16 protein-coding genes are annotated in these 14887 nt (G+C 62.5%); 7 read left to right on the plus strand and 9 right to left on the minus strand.

Annotation, left to right across the window (positions count from 1 at the left end):
- Positions 1-108: 108 nt before the first annotated feature.
- Entirely contained in the window at positions 109-588 is a 480-nt protein-coding gene (locus M3G14_RS05985; protein ID WP_259925460.1) for a DUF6676 family protein, read from the minus strand.
- 396 nt (positions 589-984) lie between these two features.
- Here M3G14_RS05985 and acnA point away from each other — a divergent pair, with 396 nt between their 5' ends.
- The 3 genes from acnA (at position 985) to M3G14_RS06000 (ending at position 5214) form a co-directional block, all read left to right on the plus strand.
- Entirely contained in the window at positions 985-3765 is a 2781-nt protein-coding gene (gene acnA / locus M3G14_RS05990) for an aconitate hydratase AcnA (RefSeq protein WP_259925462.1), read from the plus strand.
- Positions 3766-3867: 102 nt separating this feature from the next.
- Positions 3868-4434 (plus strand): TetR/AcrR family transcriptional regulator, encoded by a 567-nt coding sequence (locus tag M3G14_RS05995; protein WP_259925464.1) that lies wholly within the window; start codon positions 3868-3870, stop codon positions 4432-4434.
- 24 nt (positions 4435-4458) lie between these two features.
- Positions 4459-5214, plus strand: coding sequence for a glutamine amidotransferase-related protein (locus tag M3G14_RS06000; protein ID WP_259925466.1), 756 nt, complete (start codon positions 4459-4461; stop codon positions 5212-5214).
- Between the two features lie 3 nt (positions 5215-5217).
- On the opposite strand, the gene M3G14_RS06005 is transcribed toward M3G14_RS06000, so the two are convergent.
- Positions 5218-5946, minus strand: a complete 729-nt coding sequence (locus M3G14_RS06005; protein WP_259925468.1) for an NAD(P)H-binding protein — start codon at positions 5944-5946, stop codon at positions 5218-5220.
- An 86-nt stretch (positions 5947-6032) separates the two neighbouring features.
- On the opposite strand from M3G14_RS06005, the gene M3G14_RS06010 reads away from it, so the two are divergent.
- From M3G14_RS06010 to M3G14_RS06025, 4 genes are all read left to right on the plus strand, one after another.
- Positions 6033-6302, plus strand: coding sequence for an ACT domain-containing protein (locus tag M3G14_RS06010; RefSeq protein ID WP_259925470.1), 270 nt, complete (start codon positions 6033-6035; stop codon positions 6300-6302).
- Positions 6303-6316: 14 nt separating this feature from the next.
- Complete coding sequence (locus M3G14_RS06015) at positions 6317-7687, plus strand: PFL family protein (RefSeq protein ID WP_259925473.1); 1371 nt, start codon at positions 6317-6319, stop codon at positions 7685-7687.
- A 49-nt stretch (positions 7688-7736) separates the two neighbouring features.
- Complete coding sequence (locus M3G14_RS06020) at positions 7737-8435, plus strand: MerR family transcriptional regulator (RefSeq protein WP_259925474.1); 699 nt, start codon at positions 7737-7739, stop codon at positions 8433-8435.
- Between the two features lie 148 nt (positions 8436-8583).
- Positions 8584-9027, plus strand: coding sequence for a hypothetical protein (locus tag M3G14_RS06025; protein WP_259925477.1), 444 nt, complete (start codon positions 8584-8586; stop codon positions 9025-9027).
- Here M3G14_RS06025 and M3G14_RS06030 read toward each other — a convergent pair.
- The 7 genes from M3G14_RS06030 to sufC all read right to left on the minus strand — a co-directional run bounded on the left by M3G14_RS06030 (position 9024) and on the right by sufC (position 14847).
- On the minus strand, positions 9024-9266 hold the full coding sequence (locus M3G14_RS06030) for a PLDc N-terminal domain-containing protein (protein ID WP_259925478.1): 243 nt from the start codon (positions 9264-9266) through the stop codon (positions 9024-9026). The two genes, M3G14_RS06025 and M3G14_RS06030, sit on opposite strands and share 4 nt — an antisense overlap.
- A 22-nt stretch (positions 9267-9288) precedes the next feature.
- The gene (locus tag M3G14_RS06035) at positions 9289-10182 is read right to left on the minus strand and encodes a S1 family peptidase (protein ID WP_259925479.1); all 894 of its coding nucleotides are present in this window, start codon (positions 10180-10182) and stop codon (positions 9289-9291) included.
- A gap of 26 nt (positions 10183-10208) precedes the next feature.
- The gene (locus M3G14_RS06040; RefSeq protein ID WP_259925481.1) at positions 10209-11837 is read right to left on the minus strand and encodes an ABC-F family ATP-binding cassette domain-containing protein; all 1629 of its coding nucleotides are present in this window, start codon (positions 11835-11837) and stop codon (positions 10209-10211) included.
- Between the two features lie 103 nt (positions 11838-11940).
- A complete protein-coding gene (locus M3G14_RS06045) occupies positions 11941-12381 on the minus strand; it encodes a metal-sulfur cluster assembly factor (RefSeq protein WP_259925483.1) in 441 nt (146 codons plus the stop codon).
- Between the two features lie 2 nt (positions 12382-12383).
- A complete protein-coding gene (sufU, locus tag M3G14_RS06050; protein ID WP_259925486.1) occupies positions 12384-12836 on the minus strand; it encodes a Fe-S cluster assembly sulfur transfer protein SufU in 453 nt (150 codons plus the stop codon).
- Positions 12833-14092, minus strand: coding sequence for a cysteine desulfurase (locus M3G14_RS06055; RefSeq protein ID WP_259925487.1), 1260 nt, complete (start codon positions 14090-14092; stop codon positions 12833-12835). Before M3G14_RS06055 ends, sufU begins: the two co-directional genes overlap by 4 nt.
- A complete protein-coding gene (gene sufC / locus M3G14_RS06060) occupies positions 14092-14847 on the minus strand; it encodes a Fe-S cluster assembly ATPase SufC (protein ID WP_259925489.1) in 756 nt (251 codons plus the stop codon). Before sufC ends, M3G14_RS06055 begins: the two co-directional genes overlap by 1 nt.
- Between the last annotated feature and the right edge of the window lie 40 nt (positions 14848-14887).

Consider the following 14887-nt stretch of genomic DNA (forward strand, 5'->3'; position numbering starts at 1 on the left):
CCCCAAGGGTGTGATCTTGCACACATTGTGTAACGCGCGCACAAAGAAGCGCTGCCCCGCCCTCGCGTCAAGGGCGGAACGGCGCGACACTACTTCATGCAGATTGACCTACACGGGCTGACGGGCACGCCGCCAGGTGGTGGCAACTACCCCGCCGACGATGAGTGCCCCAAAGAGGGCGAGTAGCAACCATGGCACGTCAAAGTCGGCCGCCGCTTCGGCGAAGTCAACGAGGCCTTGAGGGTAATCGGGTTGCGCAATCATCGCGCGTTGGCCCGCGTCGATAGATGCCCGGTCGAGCGTGTCACTCACCGCTAAGGCGACGTGCGGTGTTCTCACGATGACGGTGTCATACCCGCTAGCAATGAGAAGATCTTGGGCTACATCGCGCAGGTCCGGCACATGCGCCGGGGTTTGCTCTAAGACAACTAGTCCCGTTGTGCCCAGCTCGTCAGTAGGTGCCACATTGAGCGCGTCGCGCATGGCAGCCTCGAGCGGCGCGTTGACGGGGTTTTCTGTACCAAAAGCGATACCGTCGGCTGCAAGCTGCCCCTCGAGGTCGGCCATGTCTATCTCGGATGGAATCATCGGACGCTCCTTTGCATTTCGGCATCGCACGCCGCAGCCCCGTGACCTTTTGGGCGCAACACATCAGCAGTGTATCCGCCTGGACAGCTGCCGACGTGCGCCCCACGCCGAGACAATCCACGCAAATGGGGGTGAGATCGCGCACGTCCCAAATGGCATACTCCGGCGGATGATTCCGGCAATCACCCCCGTCTAGTGGGAATACATGTCCGCTCGCAGCGTAGTGAGGCGTACCCACCTTGCTTGTATCACGGACACTTGCAGCGCGCCTACATAAACATAACGTACGTACTGTTATTATGGGCACGGAACCGTGAGAGGTCGCATACTATTGAAGGTTGACCATCACGTGTCATAGTTCCCAGATTTGGATAACGACGAGAAATGGAGCTCACTGTGGCTGAAAGCAAGAACTCCTTCAACGCTAAAAAGACGCTCGAGGTCGGCGACAAGTCTTACGACTACTTCGCACTCGATGCCGTCGACGGCATGAAGAAGCTGCCCTACTCCCTCAAGGTGCTGGGCGAGAACCTCCTTCGCACCGAGGACGGCAAGAACGTCACCGAAGACCACATCAAGGCAATCGCCAACTGGGATCCGTCGGCCGAGCCGTCGATCGAGATCCAGTTCACCCCGGCCCGCGTCCTCATGCAGGACTTCACCGGTGTGCCCTGTGTGGTCGACCTCGCCACCATGCGTGAGGCAGTCAGCGACCTCGGCGGCAGCCCGGACCAGGTCAATCCGCTGAACCCGGCAGAGATGGTCATTGATCACTCCGTGATTATTGAGGCCTTCGGCTCCACCGCTGCACTGGACAAGAACGTCGAGATTGAATACCAGCGCAACGAGGAGCGTTACCAGTTCCTGCGCTGGGGTGCTGAAAACTTCTCCAACTTCCGCGTCGTCCCGCCGGGAACCGGCATTGTCCACCAGGTCAACATCGAGTACCTCTCCCGCGTCGTCTTCGACAACGAGGGCCTGGCCTACCCGGATACCTGCATCGGTACCGACTCGCACACCACGATGGAAAACGGCCTGGGCATCCTGGGCTGGGGCGTCGGCGGCATCGAGGCCGAGGCAGCGATGCTCGGCCAGCCGGTGTCCATGCTCATCCCCCGCGTTGTTGGCTTCAAGCTCACCGGTGAAATCCCGGTCGGCGTGACCGCAACTGACGTGGTGCTCACCATCACGGAAATGCTGCGCGAGCACGGCGTTGTGCAGAAGTTCGTCGAGTTCTACGGCAACGGCGTCAAGCAGATCCCGCTGGCAAACCGCGCCACCATCGGCAACATGAGCCCGGAGTTCGGCTCCACTTGTGCGATCTTCCCGATCGACGAGGAGACCATCAACTACCTGCACCTGACTGGCCGCAGCCAGGAGGACATCGACCGTGTCGAGGCATACGCCAAGGCACAGGGCATGTGGCTGGAGCAGGACGCAGAAGAGGCCGAGTACTCCGAGTACCTCGAGCTGGACCTGTCCACCGTCGTTCCGTCTATCGCTGGCCCGAAGCGCCCGCAGGACCGTATCCTGCTCGCCGATGCGAAGGAAACCTTCCGCAAGCAGCTGCCGGACTACAACACCGCCGGCAACGAGACCTCCGAGCCGGTGCGCGCCGAGAAGGCCGAGACCGTGGACTACAACCAGTCCTGGCCGGGCAACGGCGAGTCCGCAGCAGCAGGTGCTGAGGGCCGTGCTTCCAAGCCGGTCATCGTCGAATCCCCGCAGGGTGGCGAGTACACCCTCGACCACGGCATGGTTGCCATCGCTGCTATCACGTCGTGCACCAACACCTCGAACCCATCGGTCATGGTTGGTGCCGCACTGCTGGCCCGCAAGGCCGCTGAGAAGGGCCTGCACGCCAAGCCGTGGGTCAAGACCATCATGGCACCGGGCTCCCAGGTCGTCGACGGCTACTACGAGCGCGGCAACCTGTGGAAGGACCTCGAGGCCGTCGGCTTCTACCTCACCGGTTTCGGCTGTGCATCCTGCATCGGTAACTCCGGCCCGCTGCCGAACGAGGTCTCCGAGGCGATCAACGAGTACGACCTGACCGCCACCGCAGTGCTCTCCGGTAACCGTAACTTTGAAGGCCGCATCTCCCCCGACGTGAAGATGAACTACCTGGCCTCCCCGCTGCTGGTTATCGCATACTCCATCGCGGGCACCATGGACTTCGATTTCGACGCCCAGCCGCTCGGCCAGGACGCCGATGGCAACGACGTCTTCCTCAAGGACGTTTGGCCGTCCACCGAGGAGATCGAGAGCACCATCTCCGGCATCATCTCCCGCGAGATGTACGAGGCTGACTACGCAGACGTCTTCAAGGGCGACGAGCAGTGGCAGAACCTGGACATCCCCCAGGGCAAGACCTTCGACTGGAACGAGGATTCCACCTACATCCGCAAGGCGCCGTACTTCGACGGCATGCCCGAGGAGCCGGAGGCAGTCGAGGACATCGCCGGCGCACGCGTACTTGCCAAGCTCGGCGACTCCGTGACCACCGACCACATCTCCCCTGCTTCTTCCATCAAGCCGGGCACCCCGGCGGCCAACTACCTGGACGAGCACGGCGTGGCACGCCACGACTACAACTCCTTCGGTTCCCGTCGTGGTAACCACGAGGTCATGGTCCGCGGTACTTTCGCCAACATCCGCCTGCGCAACGAGCTGGTTGATGAGCAGGGTGGCTACACCCGCGACTTCACCCAGGAGGGCGCACCGCAGGCCTACATCTACGACGCTGCGATGAACTACGCGGAGAAGAACATCCCGCTCGTAGTCATCGCTGGCAAGGAGTACGGCACCGGCTCCTCGCGTGACTGGGCTGCAAAGGGCACCAACCTGCTCGGCGTGAAGGCCGTGATCGCTGAGTCCTTCGAGCGTATCCACCGTTCGAACCTCATCGGCATGGGCGTGTTGCCGCTGCAGTTCCCGGAGGGCGAGTCCCATGGCTCGCTGGGCCTCGACGGCACCGAGACCTTCGAGCTGACCGGCATCACCGCCTTCAACGACGGCGACACGATCCCGGAGACGGTCCACGTCGCAGCGACGAAGGAGAATGGCGAAAAGGTCGAGTTCGACGCCGTTGTTCGCGTCGACACCCCTGGTGAGGCAGAGTACTTCCGCCACGGCGGCATTCTGCAGTACGTGCTGCGCCAGATGGTCAAGAACTAAGACCTTGACCCTGTAGGAGGGGTAGCTCGGGTTTCAGCCCGAGCACCCCTCTTCTTTTGCTTTACCCGCGCCCCAACTCACACAGGAAGGATCGCACTGCGTATGCCCATCGTCAGCGAGAGCGAACTGACTCGTCGTCGGCAGGAAATCATCGACTCCGCACGCCTGTGCTTCGCCCATTACGGCTTCGAGGGTGCCACCGTGGCCAAGCTCGAACAGGCCACCGGAAAAACGCGCGGTGCGATCTTCCACCACTTTGCAGACAAGGAGGCGCTCTTCCTTGCCATCGCAAGCGAAGACGCGAAGCGCCAGGCCGAGGTCGTGAGCAACCAGGGGCTCGTTGAGGTGATGCGCGACATGCTGCACCACCGGGAGAAGAACGACTGGTTCGTCACCCGCGCAGAAATCGTGCGCAAGCTGCGCACCGACCCGGAGTTTGAGAAGCGGTGGCGCGCCCACCAAGAGGTGCTAGACAAAGCTGTCCACGAGCGCATCGTGTCCAATCAGGCAACACGCGAAGACGTGTCTACCGACGTGGTGCAAACCTACCTGGAGACGGTTTTCGAAGGCTTCGTGGTCAAGCTGGCCGCCGGTGAGCCAGTCGAACGGCTCGAAGCGATGCTCTCGCTGGTCGAGCAGTCTGTACGGAGCCCGTTTAGTACAAAATAGACTAAGCGGTATAGAATTGCCGCTATGTCCAAGCTGCTTTTCCTCTCCTTGCGCCAAGGCGAGCTCGCCTATGAGGTCGCACGTGCCGAATACCACGACGTACTCAAGGCCACAGGCTTAAGCGAGGTTGACGTCGAACTGCAGATCCTCGACAAGCTCGACGAGGAGGTCGGTTCGCTCGATAACGTGAGCGGCATCATCGTTGGCGGTAGCTCGCTGAACATTAGCAATGCGGAATACTCGCCGTGGCAGCGCCACATTCACGAGGTGCTCGCTGGCGTGGTGGACTCGGGGCTCCCCGTCTTCTTCGTTTGCTTCGGCTTTTCGTGGCTTGTCGACCACCTCGGCGGCACCGTCGGCCACTCACACCCCGAGGACTCAGGCCCCACCGAGGTCATGCTCAGCGACGCCGCGCACAGCGATCCCCTCTTACAGGGCTCCGCGGCGCGTTTTACCGCACTGACCGGTCACACCGAGAACCCGGACGAAGACAGCTTGCCCGCTGCACTTACCGTGCTCGCGACCGGGCCGAGCTGCCCGGTCCAAATCGTGCGCTACGGAGAGCAGGTGTGGGCCACCCAGTTCCACGCAGAGATGGATGCGGAAGCGATGCACACGCGCATGGATTTCTTCTACGACTACGGGTATTTCCCCGCGGCCCAATACGCCCGTATCGTGGCCGACCTACCGAACCATGATGTGGCGTGGGCAAACGCAATCTTGCGGAACTTTGCGCAGTATTGCTTTAAACGCAGCCCTGCCCACGCGCCGCGTGTGTGAGGCTTAGCGGCCCAAGTCGCGCACCGGAACGCTACCGTTCTGGAACTCAAAGGGGTTCGGCACCCCGGAGATGTCCTCGCGGCCGACAAGCTCCACGATGACCTCCGCTACGAGTTCGCGAGAAGTCTGCGGGTGTCCGGCATCGTCGCGGTCGGCGGAGATGGGTGCGAAGCCGGGCACGGGGCCGTCGACAAGCATTCCGGGCCCAAGGATGACCTGGGGCAGGTCGCTTTCCATCAACTGCAAATCCACTGCCTTCTTGGCTTCGACGTAGGCATACCAGGACCCGCCGTCATCTTCCGCTGTGGCGAAGCGCGCACCCGCATAGGACACCATGAGGAAGCGGGGGCTGACCTCGAGTTGCTCGAGGGCTTCAACGACACGCAGCGCCGCGTCCCGATCGACCGCGTAGGTCCGCTCGGCAGAACCACCACCCGCGCCCGCGGACCACACCACGACGTCGTACTGTCCTAAGAGCTCGGCCCACTGCGCGACCGAGAGTTCGGTGATGTCTTGCACCAAGGCGCGCGCACCGGCCTGCTCGATGCGCTCGACGTGCGCCGGGTTGCGCACAAGCCCCGTGACGTCGTGGCCCTGCTGAGCCAACCACGGCACCGAGTGGCGGCTCACGTTGCCGCCTGCGCCAATGACGAGCACCTTTCCTGTGCGCTCGGCGCGAGCGCTCAACGTGGTTTCAATTGCTGTGTCTGTTGCATCACAAGAGTGAGTCATGGCACCCACCGTAACGAAAACGCTGAAATCGCCGTGCGGCTCCCGGCTGCGCGCTATTCCCCAACCCCGCACTAAGATGAAGCACTATGCACGCAATCATTACGACTACCGGCCCGGACCGCGTCGGCATCATCGCCGCTGTCGCAGGTGCCGCCGCGGAACGCAACCTCAACATCCTCGACGTATCCCAGACCCTGATGGACAACTACTTCACCATGGTGATGCGCGTCGCCCTCCCAGACGACACCCCTGACATGGGCGAACTGCAGACGCACCTCGCGGCCGTCGGCGACACGCTCGGGGTCATCGTGCGAATCCAGTCCGAAGATCTCTTCACCGCGATGAACGAGGTCTAGGGGTACACACGACGATGGCAACAGATTTCGACTTCAAATCGGGCCACATCCTCGACGTCATTCGGATGATCGAGGACTACCGCCTGGATATCCGTACCGTGACCATGGGTATCTCGCTGATCGGCTGCACCCGATCGTCTATGGAGGCGACCTGCCAGGCCGTCTACGACCGGGTCACCACCCGGGCCGCTCGACTGGTGGAAGTGTGCGAAGGCATTGAGCGGGAGCTGGGCATCCCGATCGTGAACAAGCGCATTTCCGTCTCCCCTGTCTCGCTTGTCGCGGCGGGTGTCGATGGCAACCCCGTGGACATCGCACGCGCTCTGGATAAGGCTGCGTCTGAGCTGGGCGTCAACTTCGTTGGTGGATACTCGGCGCTCGTGGAAAAGGGCGAAACCTCCTCGGACCGGAGGCTGATCGATTCCATTCCCGAGGCGCTGAGTACCACCCAGGCGGTGTGCGGCTCCGTCAACGTTGGCACGTCACGCGCAGGCATCAACATGGACGCCGTCGCGCGCATGGGTGAGGTGGTCAAAGAAGCCGCCGAGCTGACCAAGGACGAGTCCTCGATAGCTTGCGCAAAGCTTGTCGTCTTTGCCAACGCAGTCGGTGACAACCCGTTCATGGCCGGCGCGTTTCACGGCATCGAGGAGCCCGATACCGTCATTTCCGTCGGCGTCTCTGGCCCGGGTGTCGTGGATAACGCAATCACCCCGCTCTCGGGTGCCTCCTTAAACGAGATCGCCGAGGAGATCAAGAAGGCCGCATTCAAGATCACCCGCGCCGGTCAGCTCGTCGGCAGCATGGCTGCCGAGCGGCTCGGCGTGCCGTTCGGTATCGTCGACCTCTCGCTCGCCCCCACCGCGGAAGTCGGCGACTCCGTGGCGCACATTCTCGAGCGCATCGGCCTCGAGCAGGTCGGGACCCACGGCACCACCGCGGCACTGGCGCTGCTCAACGACGCGGTAAAGAAGGGCGGCATGATGGCCTGCTCCCGCGTCGGCGGTTTGTCCGGCTCTTTCATCCCGGTCTCCGAGGACCAGGGCATGATCGATGCGGTGCGCTCCGGCTCGATTAGCATGGACAAGCTCGAGGCCATGACCTCGATCTGCTCCGTCGGGTTCGACATGATCGCGATCCCGGGTGACACGCCCGCAGAGACGATTTCGGGCATGATCGCCGACGAGGCCGCAATCGGCATCATGAACCATAAGACCACCGCGGCGCGCCTCATCCCGGTCCCCGGCACGAAACCGGGCGATGAGGTCAACTTCGGCGGGTTGCTCGGGTATGCGCCGGTGATCCCGGTCAACACTCGCAGCAGCGCGGAGATGATCCAGCGCGGCGGCTTTATCCCGGCTCCGGTGCACGGCTTTAGAAACTAAGCCACGCTTCCCTTGACCCTCACATTATGTGAGGGTTTAGGTTTATCATGTGAAGATTTCAGATGTCGCGGCGGCCGCCGGCTGCTCGGTGCGCTCCGTCCGCCACCTGCACGAAAGCGGTGCAGTTGCCGAGCCCGCCCGTACCAGTGGCAACTACCGCGAGTATTCGATCAGCGATCTTGCGGCAGTCGTGCGGGCTCGCGCGCTTATCGACGCCGGCGTGCCCGTCGCCGACGCCGCAGCCGAGAATACGAGTGAAGCGGTCCAGCGCGCCCTCGCGCAGCTCGATACCCGCATCGCGCACCTGAAGCGCCAACGCGCGCGACTGGCCATGCTTGCCGCGCACCCCTCGGGCACGCCGGAGGATATCCGCGAAGCACTGCGTAATGTCTTCGAATCCCCAGAGGCGCTGCATCGAGAACTGGACGCGTGGGACCTCATGGCGCTGACCGGGGTTGCCACCCACGCCACGTGGGAGCAGCTGCGCATGAACCTCGCTGATCCTGAATGTGTGGAGGCGGCACGTACGGCCGCCAAGCTGTGGGAGAAGCTCGGAAAGATGGGGCCAACGGACAGCGACGCTACCCCCATCGCCTCACGCTTTCGCGATCTGGTTTCTCATGGGCTGCTCCGCGGAATTGTGCCTACCTTGCAGCCTGGCAACGTCCCACTTGGTGTGCACGATGTGCCGGCGAAGGGAGCGCAGCAGGTCGTGCTGCAGGCATTGGCGGAGGACCGCGATGGGTAGGATCCTCTCACTGATCCAGAAGCATCCGGGCTTCCGGCTCGCCCGCTACGAGCTTGCGCTCTACCGAGACCTGTTTCGGTGGATACGGGGCTACCAACTTGTCCCTGACGGAGCGGTGCCACTTCCCCACCCTCCGGGACGACTGCAAATGCTCGCGAGTGTAATCGCCGTCTTGTGCATTGAAATGGTGGTGGTCCACCTGCTTCTGCCTGCGGGCACGGTACGCCTCGTCGCGTTGTTGCTCTCCATTTGGGGCGTGGTCTACGTCGCCTCGCTCATCGCGAGTGAGCGCATCCGGCCCAGCTACGTAGCCGAGGATGAGACGGTACTGCGCCGCGGCAGGCTCGTATTTGTGCAGATCCCTGCCTCGCACGTGCGGGCGCAACGACACCATCGCACCTTTGCTTCCGAGGTTGTTCTCGGTGAGGGCACGCTGACAGTTGGCGGCTCCGGTGGCACCGACACCCTCGTCGAACTCAGCGAGGCAATAGACGCCACCGGCGATCGCTACCCGTGGCAAAAGGCGCGCCCGCAGCCAGTCACGAGGATCCACTACTACGCCGGGACACGACGGGAAGCTGGATCGGCCTAGCGCTTCTTCCCGATCAGGAAGTAGGCCGCCCAGCCGAAGGTATTGACTGCGCCGATGACCGGCGTCCACAGCCACTTGGGGCCGCGCAACTTGCTGTCTTTCGCACGGGCCAGGTCGCGCAACGCCAGTGCCTTACCAGCCGTATCCAGCGCCGTCAGGATACCGACAATGGCCTTCTGGTCTTTCGACATACCATTCCAGGCGTCGCGGAGAATCTTCAGCATTTCGTTGATGTTCATACGCTCAGTCTACGTCGCCGCGCTAAAGGAGCGCATTCCTGAGCACGTCTCCGATGACCAGTCCGGAAAGCAGTACCCCGATTACGACGATGGCGATCGCGGCGCCTTCCGCGTCGCTCGATCCAGCGTCAGCCAACCCCTCAATAAACGAGCTGCCTGGCTCGATAGGGTGCTCACGCAGACCGACGTTCGTGCCGTAATAGCGGTTGACTGCCTGCGCTGTTTCGGCCTGAGAGACAATGCGGCCGTCCTTCGGCGCGTTAGCGGTCATCAGGTAGCGCATATTTCCATTGGGGTCTTCAAATTGAAAACTGCTGGATAACACACCGACCAGCCCACCGCCGGGCAGATAGACGGGGCCACCGGAGTCGCCGTGCTTCGCGCGCTCGACAGTCTCCACGAGGACCTTATTGCCCAGTACGGCGATCAGCTTGCCGCAGTCGGCATTGCCAGCTGAGCCGTGGCTCGTATGCCCGTGGAAGCAGACTGTCTGCCCCTTGCGAAGCTTGCTGACTGGCACGATGCCGTCGCGGTCATACGTATTCGGGTTGATGGTCACGCCGTCTTTCCAACGGATGATTGCCCAGTCGTTCGTGTTCGTCTTCGGATCGTACCCCGGGGCCATTTCAATCGTGCCGGCGTGGATCGGCTTTTGCGGGCTCTTGCCGGAGCGGTTCAGCAGAAAGACTCGATCCACGCCCTCTGCGCAGTGTGCAGCCGTGTAGCTGATGCGCTTGACCGGGTCGTTGTAGCCGATCGTGCACTCGCCTAGCAGGGTGCCAAACTTCCACCCTTGGTTGACCTCAAGGCCCTCTCTTATCGACGACTCCGCCCCCGCCACCGGAGCGCCTACGGAAGAAACAACAAGACTAGCGGCGATGACGGTAGCGCACAGCCGACGAACAGAAGAAAGCATGAGTTCATGCTATTCCACAGCAAATGTTATGCCAATTCTACGATTTCCATATATTCGTCGCTCCACAGGTCCTCATCGCCTTCAGGCATGATGATCACGCGCTCCGGCTCAAGGGCGCGCACCGCCCCCGGGTCGTGCGTGACCAACACCACAGCACCGGTGTAGGTCTTCAAGGCGTCAAGCACTTGCTCACGGGATTGGGGGTCGAGGTTGTTCGTGGGCTCGTCGAGAAGCAGCACGTTCGCGCGTGAAGAGACGAGAGTGGCGAGCGCGAGCCTGGTTTTCTCGCCGCCGGAGAGCGTGCCGGCGGGTTGTTCGAGTTTGTCGCCGGAGAACATGAACGCTCCGAGGAGCCCGCGCAGGTCCTGTTGCCCGGCGTCCGGGCACGCCTCGATGGTGTTTTCCCACACGGTTTTATCGCCGTCGATGGTGTCGTGCTCCTGCGCAAAGTAGCCGATGCGCAGCCCGTGACCGTTGACCAGGCCGCCTTCGCCGTCGGTGCGCTCGACACCGGCGAGCAACTTGAGCAGTGTCGTCTTGCCGGCACCATTGGTACCGAGTACGACGACGCGGGAGCCCTTGTCGATGGCCAGGTCGACGCCCGCGAACACCTCGAGCGAGCCGTACATCTTGGTCAAGCCCTTACCGTAAAGCGGGGTCTTACCGCAGGGTGCGGGCTCGGGGAACTTGATCGAGGCGAACTTGTCCGCCACGCGAACCTCATCAAGCTCGCCCATCATCCGGTCCGCGCGTGCCAGCATCTGCTTTGCTGCGGCGGCCTTCGTCGCTTTCGCCCCGAGCTTCGCGGCCTGCTTCTTCAGCGCGGAGGCTTTCTTTTCCGCGTTCGCGCGTTCGCGGCGGCGGCGCGCTTCGTCGAGGGCACGAGCGTCCTTGTACTTGGCAAAGCCCATGTTGTACACGTCAGCCTCGGCGCGGACAGCATCAAGGAACCAAATCTTGTTGCACACCGCGTCGAGAAGCTCGACATCGTGCGAGATCATGATCAGCCCGCCTTCATGCTTGGACAAAAAGCTGCGGAGCCAGCTAATCGAGTCGGCGTCTAGGTGGTTGGTGGGCTCGTCGAGAAGCAGGGTGGTTTGCGACTTGCCCGAGCCTTGCCGGGAAGCAAAGAGAATCTGCGCGAGCTCGACGCGGCGCCGCTGGCCGCCGGACAGCGTCTTCAGCGGCTGGTCAAGCACGCGGCCGGGGAGGCCGAGATTGTCGCAAATCTGGGCCGCTTCCGCGTTCGCCTCGTAGCCGCCGAGCGCCTGGTAGCGTTCCTCGAGACGAGAAAACTTCGCGATCGCTTTGTCGCGCTCCGCACCGTCGGTTGCTTCCATGATGGCTTGTTGCTTGGCCATGGAGCGCTGGATCTGGTCGAGCCCACGCGCGGACAGCACGCGGGCGCGGGCAGTCTGCTCAATGTCGCCTTCCTTGGAGTCCTGCGGTAGGTAGCCCACTTCTCCCGAGCGGGTTACGGAACCACCATAAGGCTCTGTCTCGCCAGCAAGGATGCGCATAGTCGTCGTCTTACCAGCACCGTTGCGCCCTACGAGGCCGATGCGGTCGCCCGGCTGGACGCGCAGGTGTTGGCCGGGGGCGTTGAGCAGCGTGCGCGCGCCGACGCGGACTTCAAGATCATTGGTGACAATCACGGGAACACTGTAGCAAGCGCCACCAAACCGAAATCACTCTATAAAAACCGCAAGCCCCGCTGATGGGCTATTTCCATCAGCGGGGCATTGAAGTCGGGCAGCGCTAAACCGCGAAGCCGAGCGCGCGCAGCTGCTCGCGCCCCTCTTCTGTGATCATGTGCGGGCCCCACGGTGGCATCCACACCCAGTTCAGGACGATGTCGTCGATAGCCGTGTTGGTCACCACTGCCTCGTGTGCCTGCGCCTCGAGGACATCGGTCAGCGGGCACGCGGGCGAGGTCAGCGTCATGTTGATGACCGCGATTGTTGTGTCCTCGCGCTCTTCGATCCACAGATCGTAGACAAGCCCCAGATCGACGACGTTGATCCCCAGCTCGGGGTCAATGACGTCGTGCAGGAACTCCTCTGCGTCTGCAGCGAGCTTGATCTGTTCCTCGGTCTGCGGCGGGCGTTCGCCGCCACCCTCGAAGTTCGAGGTGCTCTCGCGCTCCTGTGCACCGCCTGCGGCAGCGCCAGCGGTGTCGTTGACGTTGTCTTCAGACATGGTTAGTTCTCCTTTTTCTCCAGGGCTTCCTGGGTCGCAGCCTCGAAGGCCTTCCACCCGAGCAGCGCGCACTTCACGCGGGCGGGGAACTTCGCGACCCCGCCGAAGGCGACACCGTCGCCGATCTTCTCCGGGTCGCCCTCCACCGTGCCGCGCGAGGTAATCATCTCCTCGAATGCGCCGAGCTTCTCCATCGCCTGGGTAAGCGGGAGGCCTTTGATTTCTTCGGCCATCACGCTTGTCGACGCCTGCGAGATCGAGCAGCCCTGCGCCTCATAGGAGACATCCTCAACGGTCTTCCCGTCCTCGGACAGGTGGACGCGCAGCGTCAACTCGTCGCCGCAGGAGGGATTGACGTGGTGGACTTCCGCCTCGTACGGCTCGCGAAGCCCTGCGTACTGCGGGTTTTTGTAGTGGTCCAGGATGACTTCCTGGTACATCGATTGAAGATTCATCGTGCGAAAAACTCCTTCGCCTTTGCAATGGCTGCCACCAGCGCATCTACCTCTTCCTTGGTGTTGTAGAGGTAGAAGCTGGCGCGCGAGGTCGCCTGCACAGCAAGCCCGCGGTGCGCCGGCCACGCGCAGTGGTGGCCCGTGCGGATTGCCACACCCTCAGAATCGAGGACCTGACCAAGATCGTGCGGGTGTACCCCATCCACGGTAAAGGCGATCGCGCCACCTCGGTTCTCTGCGGTCAGCGGACCGGCGATCTCCAAGCCCTCGATCTGCTGCATCTGCTCGAGCGCGTAGGCGGTGAGCTCCTGCTCGTGGGCCTGGATACGTTCCATGCCGACCTCGTTCAAGAATTCGACCGCCGCACCGAGGCCGACGACCTGGCTGGTCATCTGCGTACCTGCCTCGAAGCGCTGCGGGGCTGGTGCGTACGTCGACCCCTCCATCTTCACGATCTCGATCATGGAACCGCCGGTCAAAAACGGCGGCAGCGCGTCGAGAATGTCGCCCTTGCCGTAGACGGCGCCAACCCCAGAGGGGCCGCACATCTTGTGGCCCGAGAAGGCCGCAAAGTCCACGTCGAGCGCGTGCAGGTCGACCGGCATGTGCGGTACCGACTGGCACGCGTCGAGGACGGTAAGCGCGCCGACCGCTTTCGCGCGGCGCACCATTTCTTCGACGTCTGCCACTGCACCCGTGACGTTCGATTGGTGGGTGAACGCGACGACCTTGACGGTCTCGTCCAGCTGGAGCGAATCGAGGTCGATGCGCCCGTCTGGCGTCATCTTGTACCACTTCAAGGTGGCCCCGGTGCGCCGGGCCAGCTCCTGCCAGGGCACCAGGTTCGCGTGATGCTCGAGTTCGGTCACGACGATCGTGTCGCCCTCGCCTACCTGATACTCGCCGGCGCGATCGTCCCCAAGCACGTAGGCAACGAGGTTGAGACCCTCGGTCGCGTTTTTGGTGAACGCAATCTCGTGGCCTGCAGCACCAACAAATTGAGCAATTGCCTCGCGAGCCTGCTCATAGGCGTCGGTGGCTTCCTCAGCAAGCTGGTACGAGCCACGGTGCACGGGCGCGAAGGTGTGCAGCACAAAGTCGCGCTCGGCGTTCCACACGCGTTCCGGTCGCTGTGACGTCGCACCAGAGTCGAGGTAGACGAGCGGCTTGCCGTCCCTTACGGTGCGCGACAGGATCGGAAACTCCGCGCGAATTGCCTCCACGTTGAGTGTTCCGTTGTCGTTGACGTAACCCATTAGATGAACTTCTCGTAGCCTTCTGCCTCGAGCTGGTCAGCCAGCGAAGCGTCGCCAGTCTGCACGATCTTGCCGTTGGCGAAGACGTGGACGAACTCCGGCTGCACGTAGTTAAGGATGCGCTTGTAGTGCGTAATCATCAGCACGCCGCCATTGGTCTCCTGCTGGTACTTGTTGATGCCTTCGGAGACAATCCGCAGCGCATCGACGTCGAGGCCGGAGTCGGTCTCGTCCATGACGGCGAACTTCGGCTTCATCAGGGCCAGCTGCATCACCTCGTGGCGCTTCTTCTCACCGCCGGAGAAGCCCTCGTTGACCGAGCGCTCCGAGAAGGAGGCGTCCATCTGCAGCGACTCGCGAGCCTCGTTGAGCTCTGCGACCCACTCGCGCAACTTCGGGGCTTCGCCGCGCACCGCGGTCACCGCGGAGCGCATGAAGTTAGAGGAAGACACGCCCGGAACCTCGACCGGGTACTGCATGGCCAGGAACAGGCCCGCGCGAGCGCGCTCGTCGATCTCCATATCGAGGATGTTCTCACCGTCGAGGAGCACTTCGCCCTCGGTCACCTCGTACTTGGGGTGGCCCGCCAACGTGTACGCGAGCGTGGACTTACCGGAGCCATTCGGGCCCATAATCGCGTGCGTCTCGCCCGCGTTAATCGTCAGGTTGACGCCCTTGAGAATCGGCTTCGGCTCCTGCCCCTCTTCGGTGGGCAGGACGTTCGCGTGCAGGTTTTTAATTTCAAGCTTCGACATGTTGCGTATCCGCTTTCTTTCTTTTGTGAATTTCTTGAGC

The organism is Corynebacterium sp. p3-SID1056, assembly GCF_025152525.1.
GTDB lineage: Bacteria > Actinomycetota > Actinomycetes > Mycobacteriales > Mycobacteriaceae > Corynebacterium.

What these genes read in the sequence shown, in the direction of transcription:
- M3G14_RS05985 (WP_259925460.1), bottom strand. Translation starts at nt 588, where the DNA reads ATGATTCCATCCGAGATAGACATGGCCGACCTCGAGGGGCAGCTTGCA.
- M3G14_RS05995 (WP_259925464.1), top strand. Translation starts at nt 3,868, where the DNA reads ATGCCCATCGTCAGCGAGAGCGAACTGACTCGTCGTCGGCAGGAAATC.
- M3G14_RS06000 (WP_259925466.1), top strand. Translation starts at nt 4,459, where the DNA reads ATGTCCAAGCTGCTTTTCCTCTCCTTGCGCCAAGGCGAGCTCGCCTAT.
- M3G14_RS06005 (WP_259925468.1), bottom strand. Translation starts at nt 5,946, where the DNA reads ATGACTCACTCTTGTGATGCAACAGACACAGCAATTGAAACCACGTTG.
- M3G14_RS06010 (WP_259925470.1), top strand. Translation starts at nt 6,033, where the DNA reads ATGCACGCAATCATTACGACTACCGGCCCGGACCGCGTCGGCATCATC.
- M3G14_RS06015 (WP_259925473.1), top strand. Translation starts at nt 6,317, where the DNA reads ATGGCAACAGATTTCGACTTCAAATCGGGCCACATCCTCGACGTCATT.
- M3G14_RS06025 (WP_259925477.1), top strand. Translation starts at nt 8,584, where the DNA reads ATGCTCGCGAGTGTAATCGCCGTCTTGTGCATTGAAATGGTGGTGGTC.
- M3G14_RS06030 (WP_259925478.1), bottom strand. Translation starts at nt 9,266, where the DNA reads ATGAACATCAACGAAATGCTGAAGATTCTCCGCGACGCCTGGAATGGT.
- M3G14_RS06035 (WP_259925479.1), bottom strand. Translation starts at nt 10,182, where the DNA reads ATGCTTTCTTCTGTTCGTCGGCTGTGCGCTACCGTCATCGCCGCTAGT.
- M3G14_RS06045 (WP_259925483.1), bottom strand. Translation starts at nt 12,381, where the DNA reads ATGTCTGAAGACAACGTCAACGACACCGCTGGCGCTGCCGCAGGCGGT.
- sufU (WP_259925486.1), bottom strand. Translation starts at nt 12,836, where the DNA reads ATGAATCTTCAATCGATGTACCAGGAAGTCATCCTGGACCACTACAAA.
- M3G14_RS06055 (WP_259925487.1), bottom strand. Translation starts at nt 14,092, where the DNA reads ATGGGTTACGTCAACGACAACGGAACACTCAACGTGGAGGCAATTCGC.
- sufC (WP_259925489.1), bottom strand. Translation starts at nt 14,847, where the DNA reads ATGTCGAAGCTTGAAATTAAAAACCTGCACGCGAACGTCCTGCCCACC.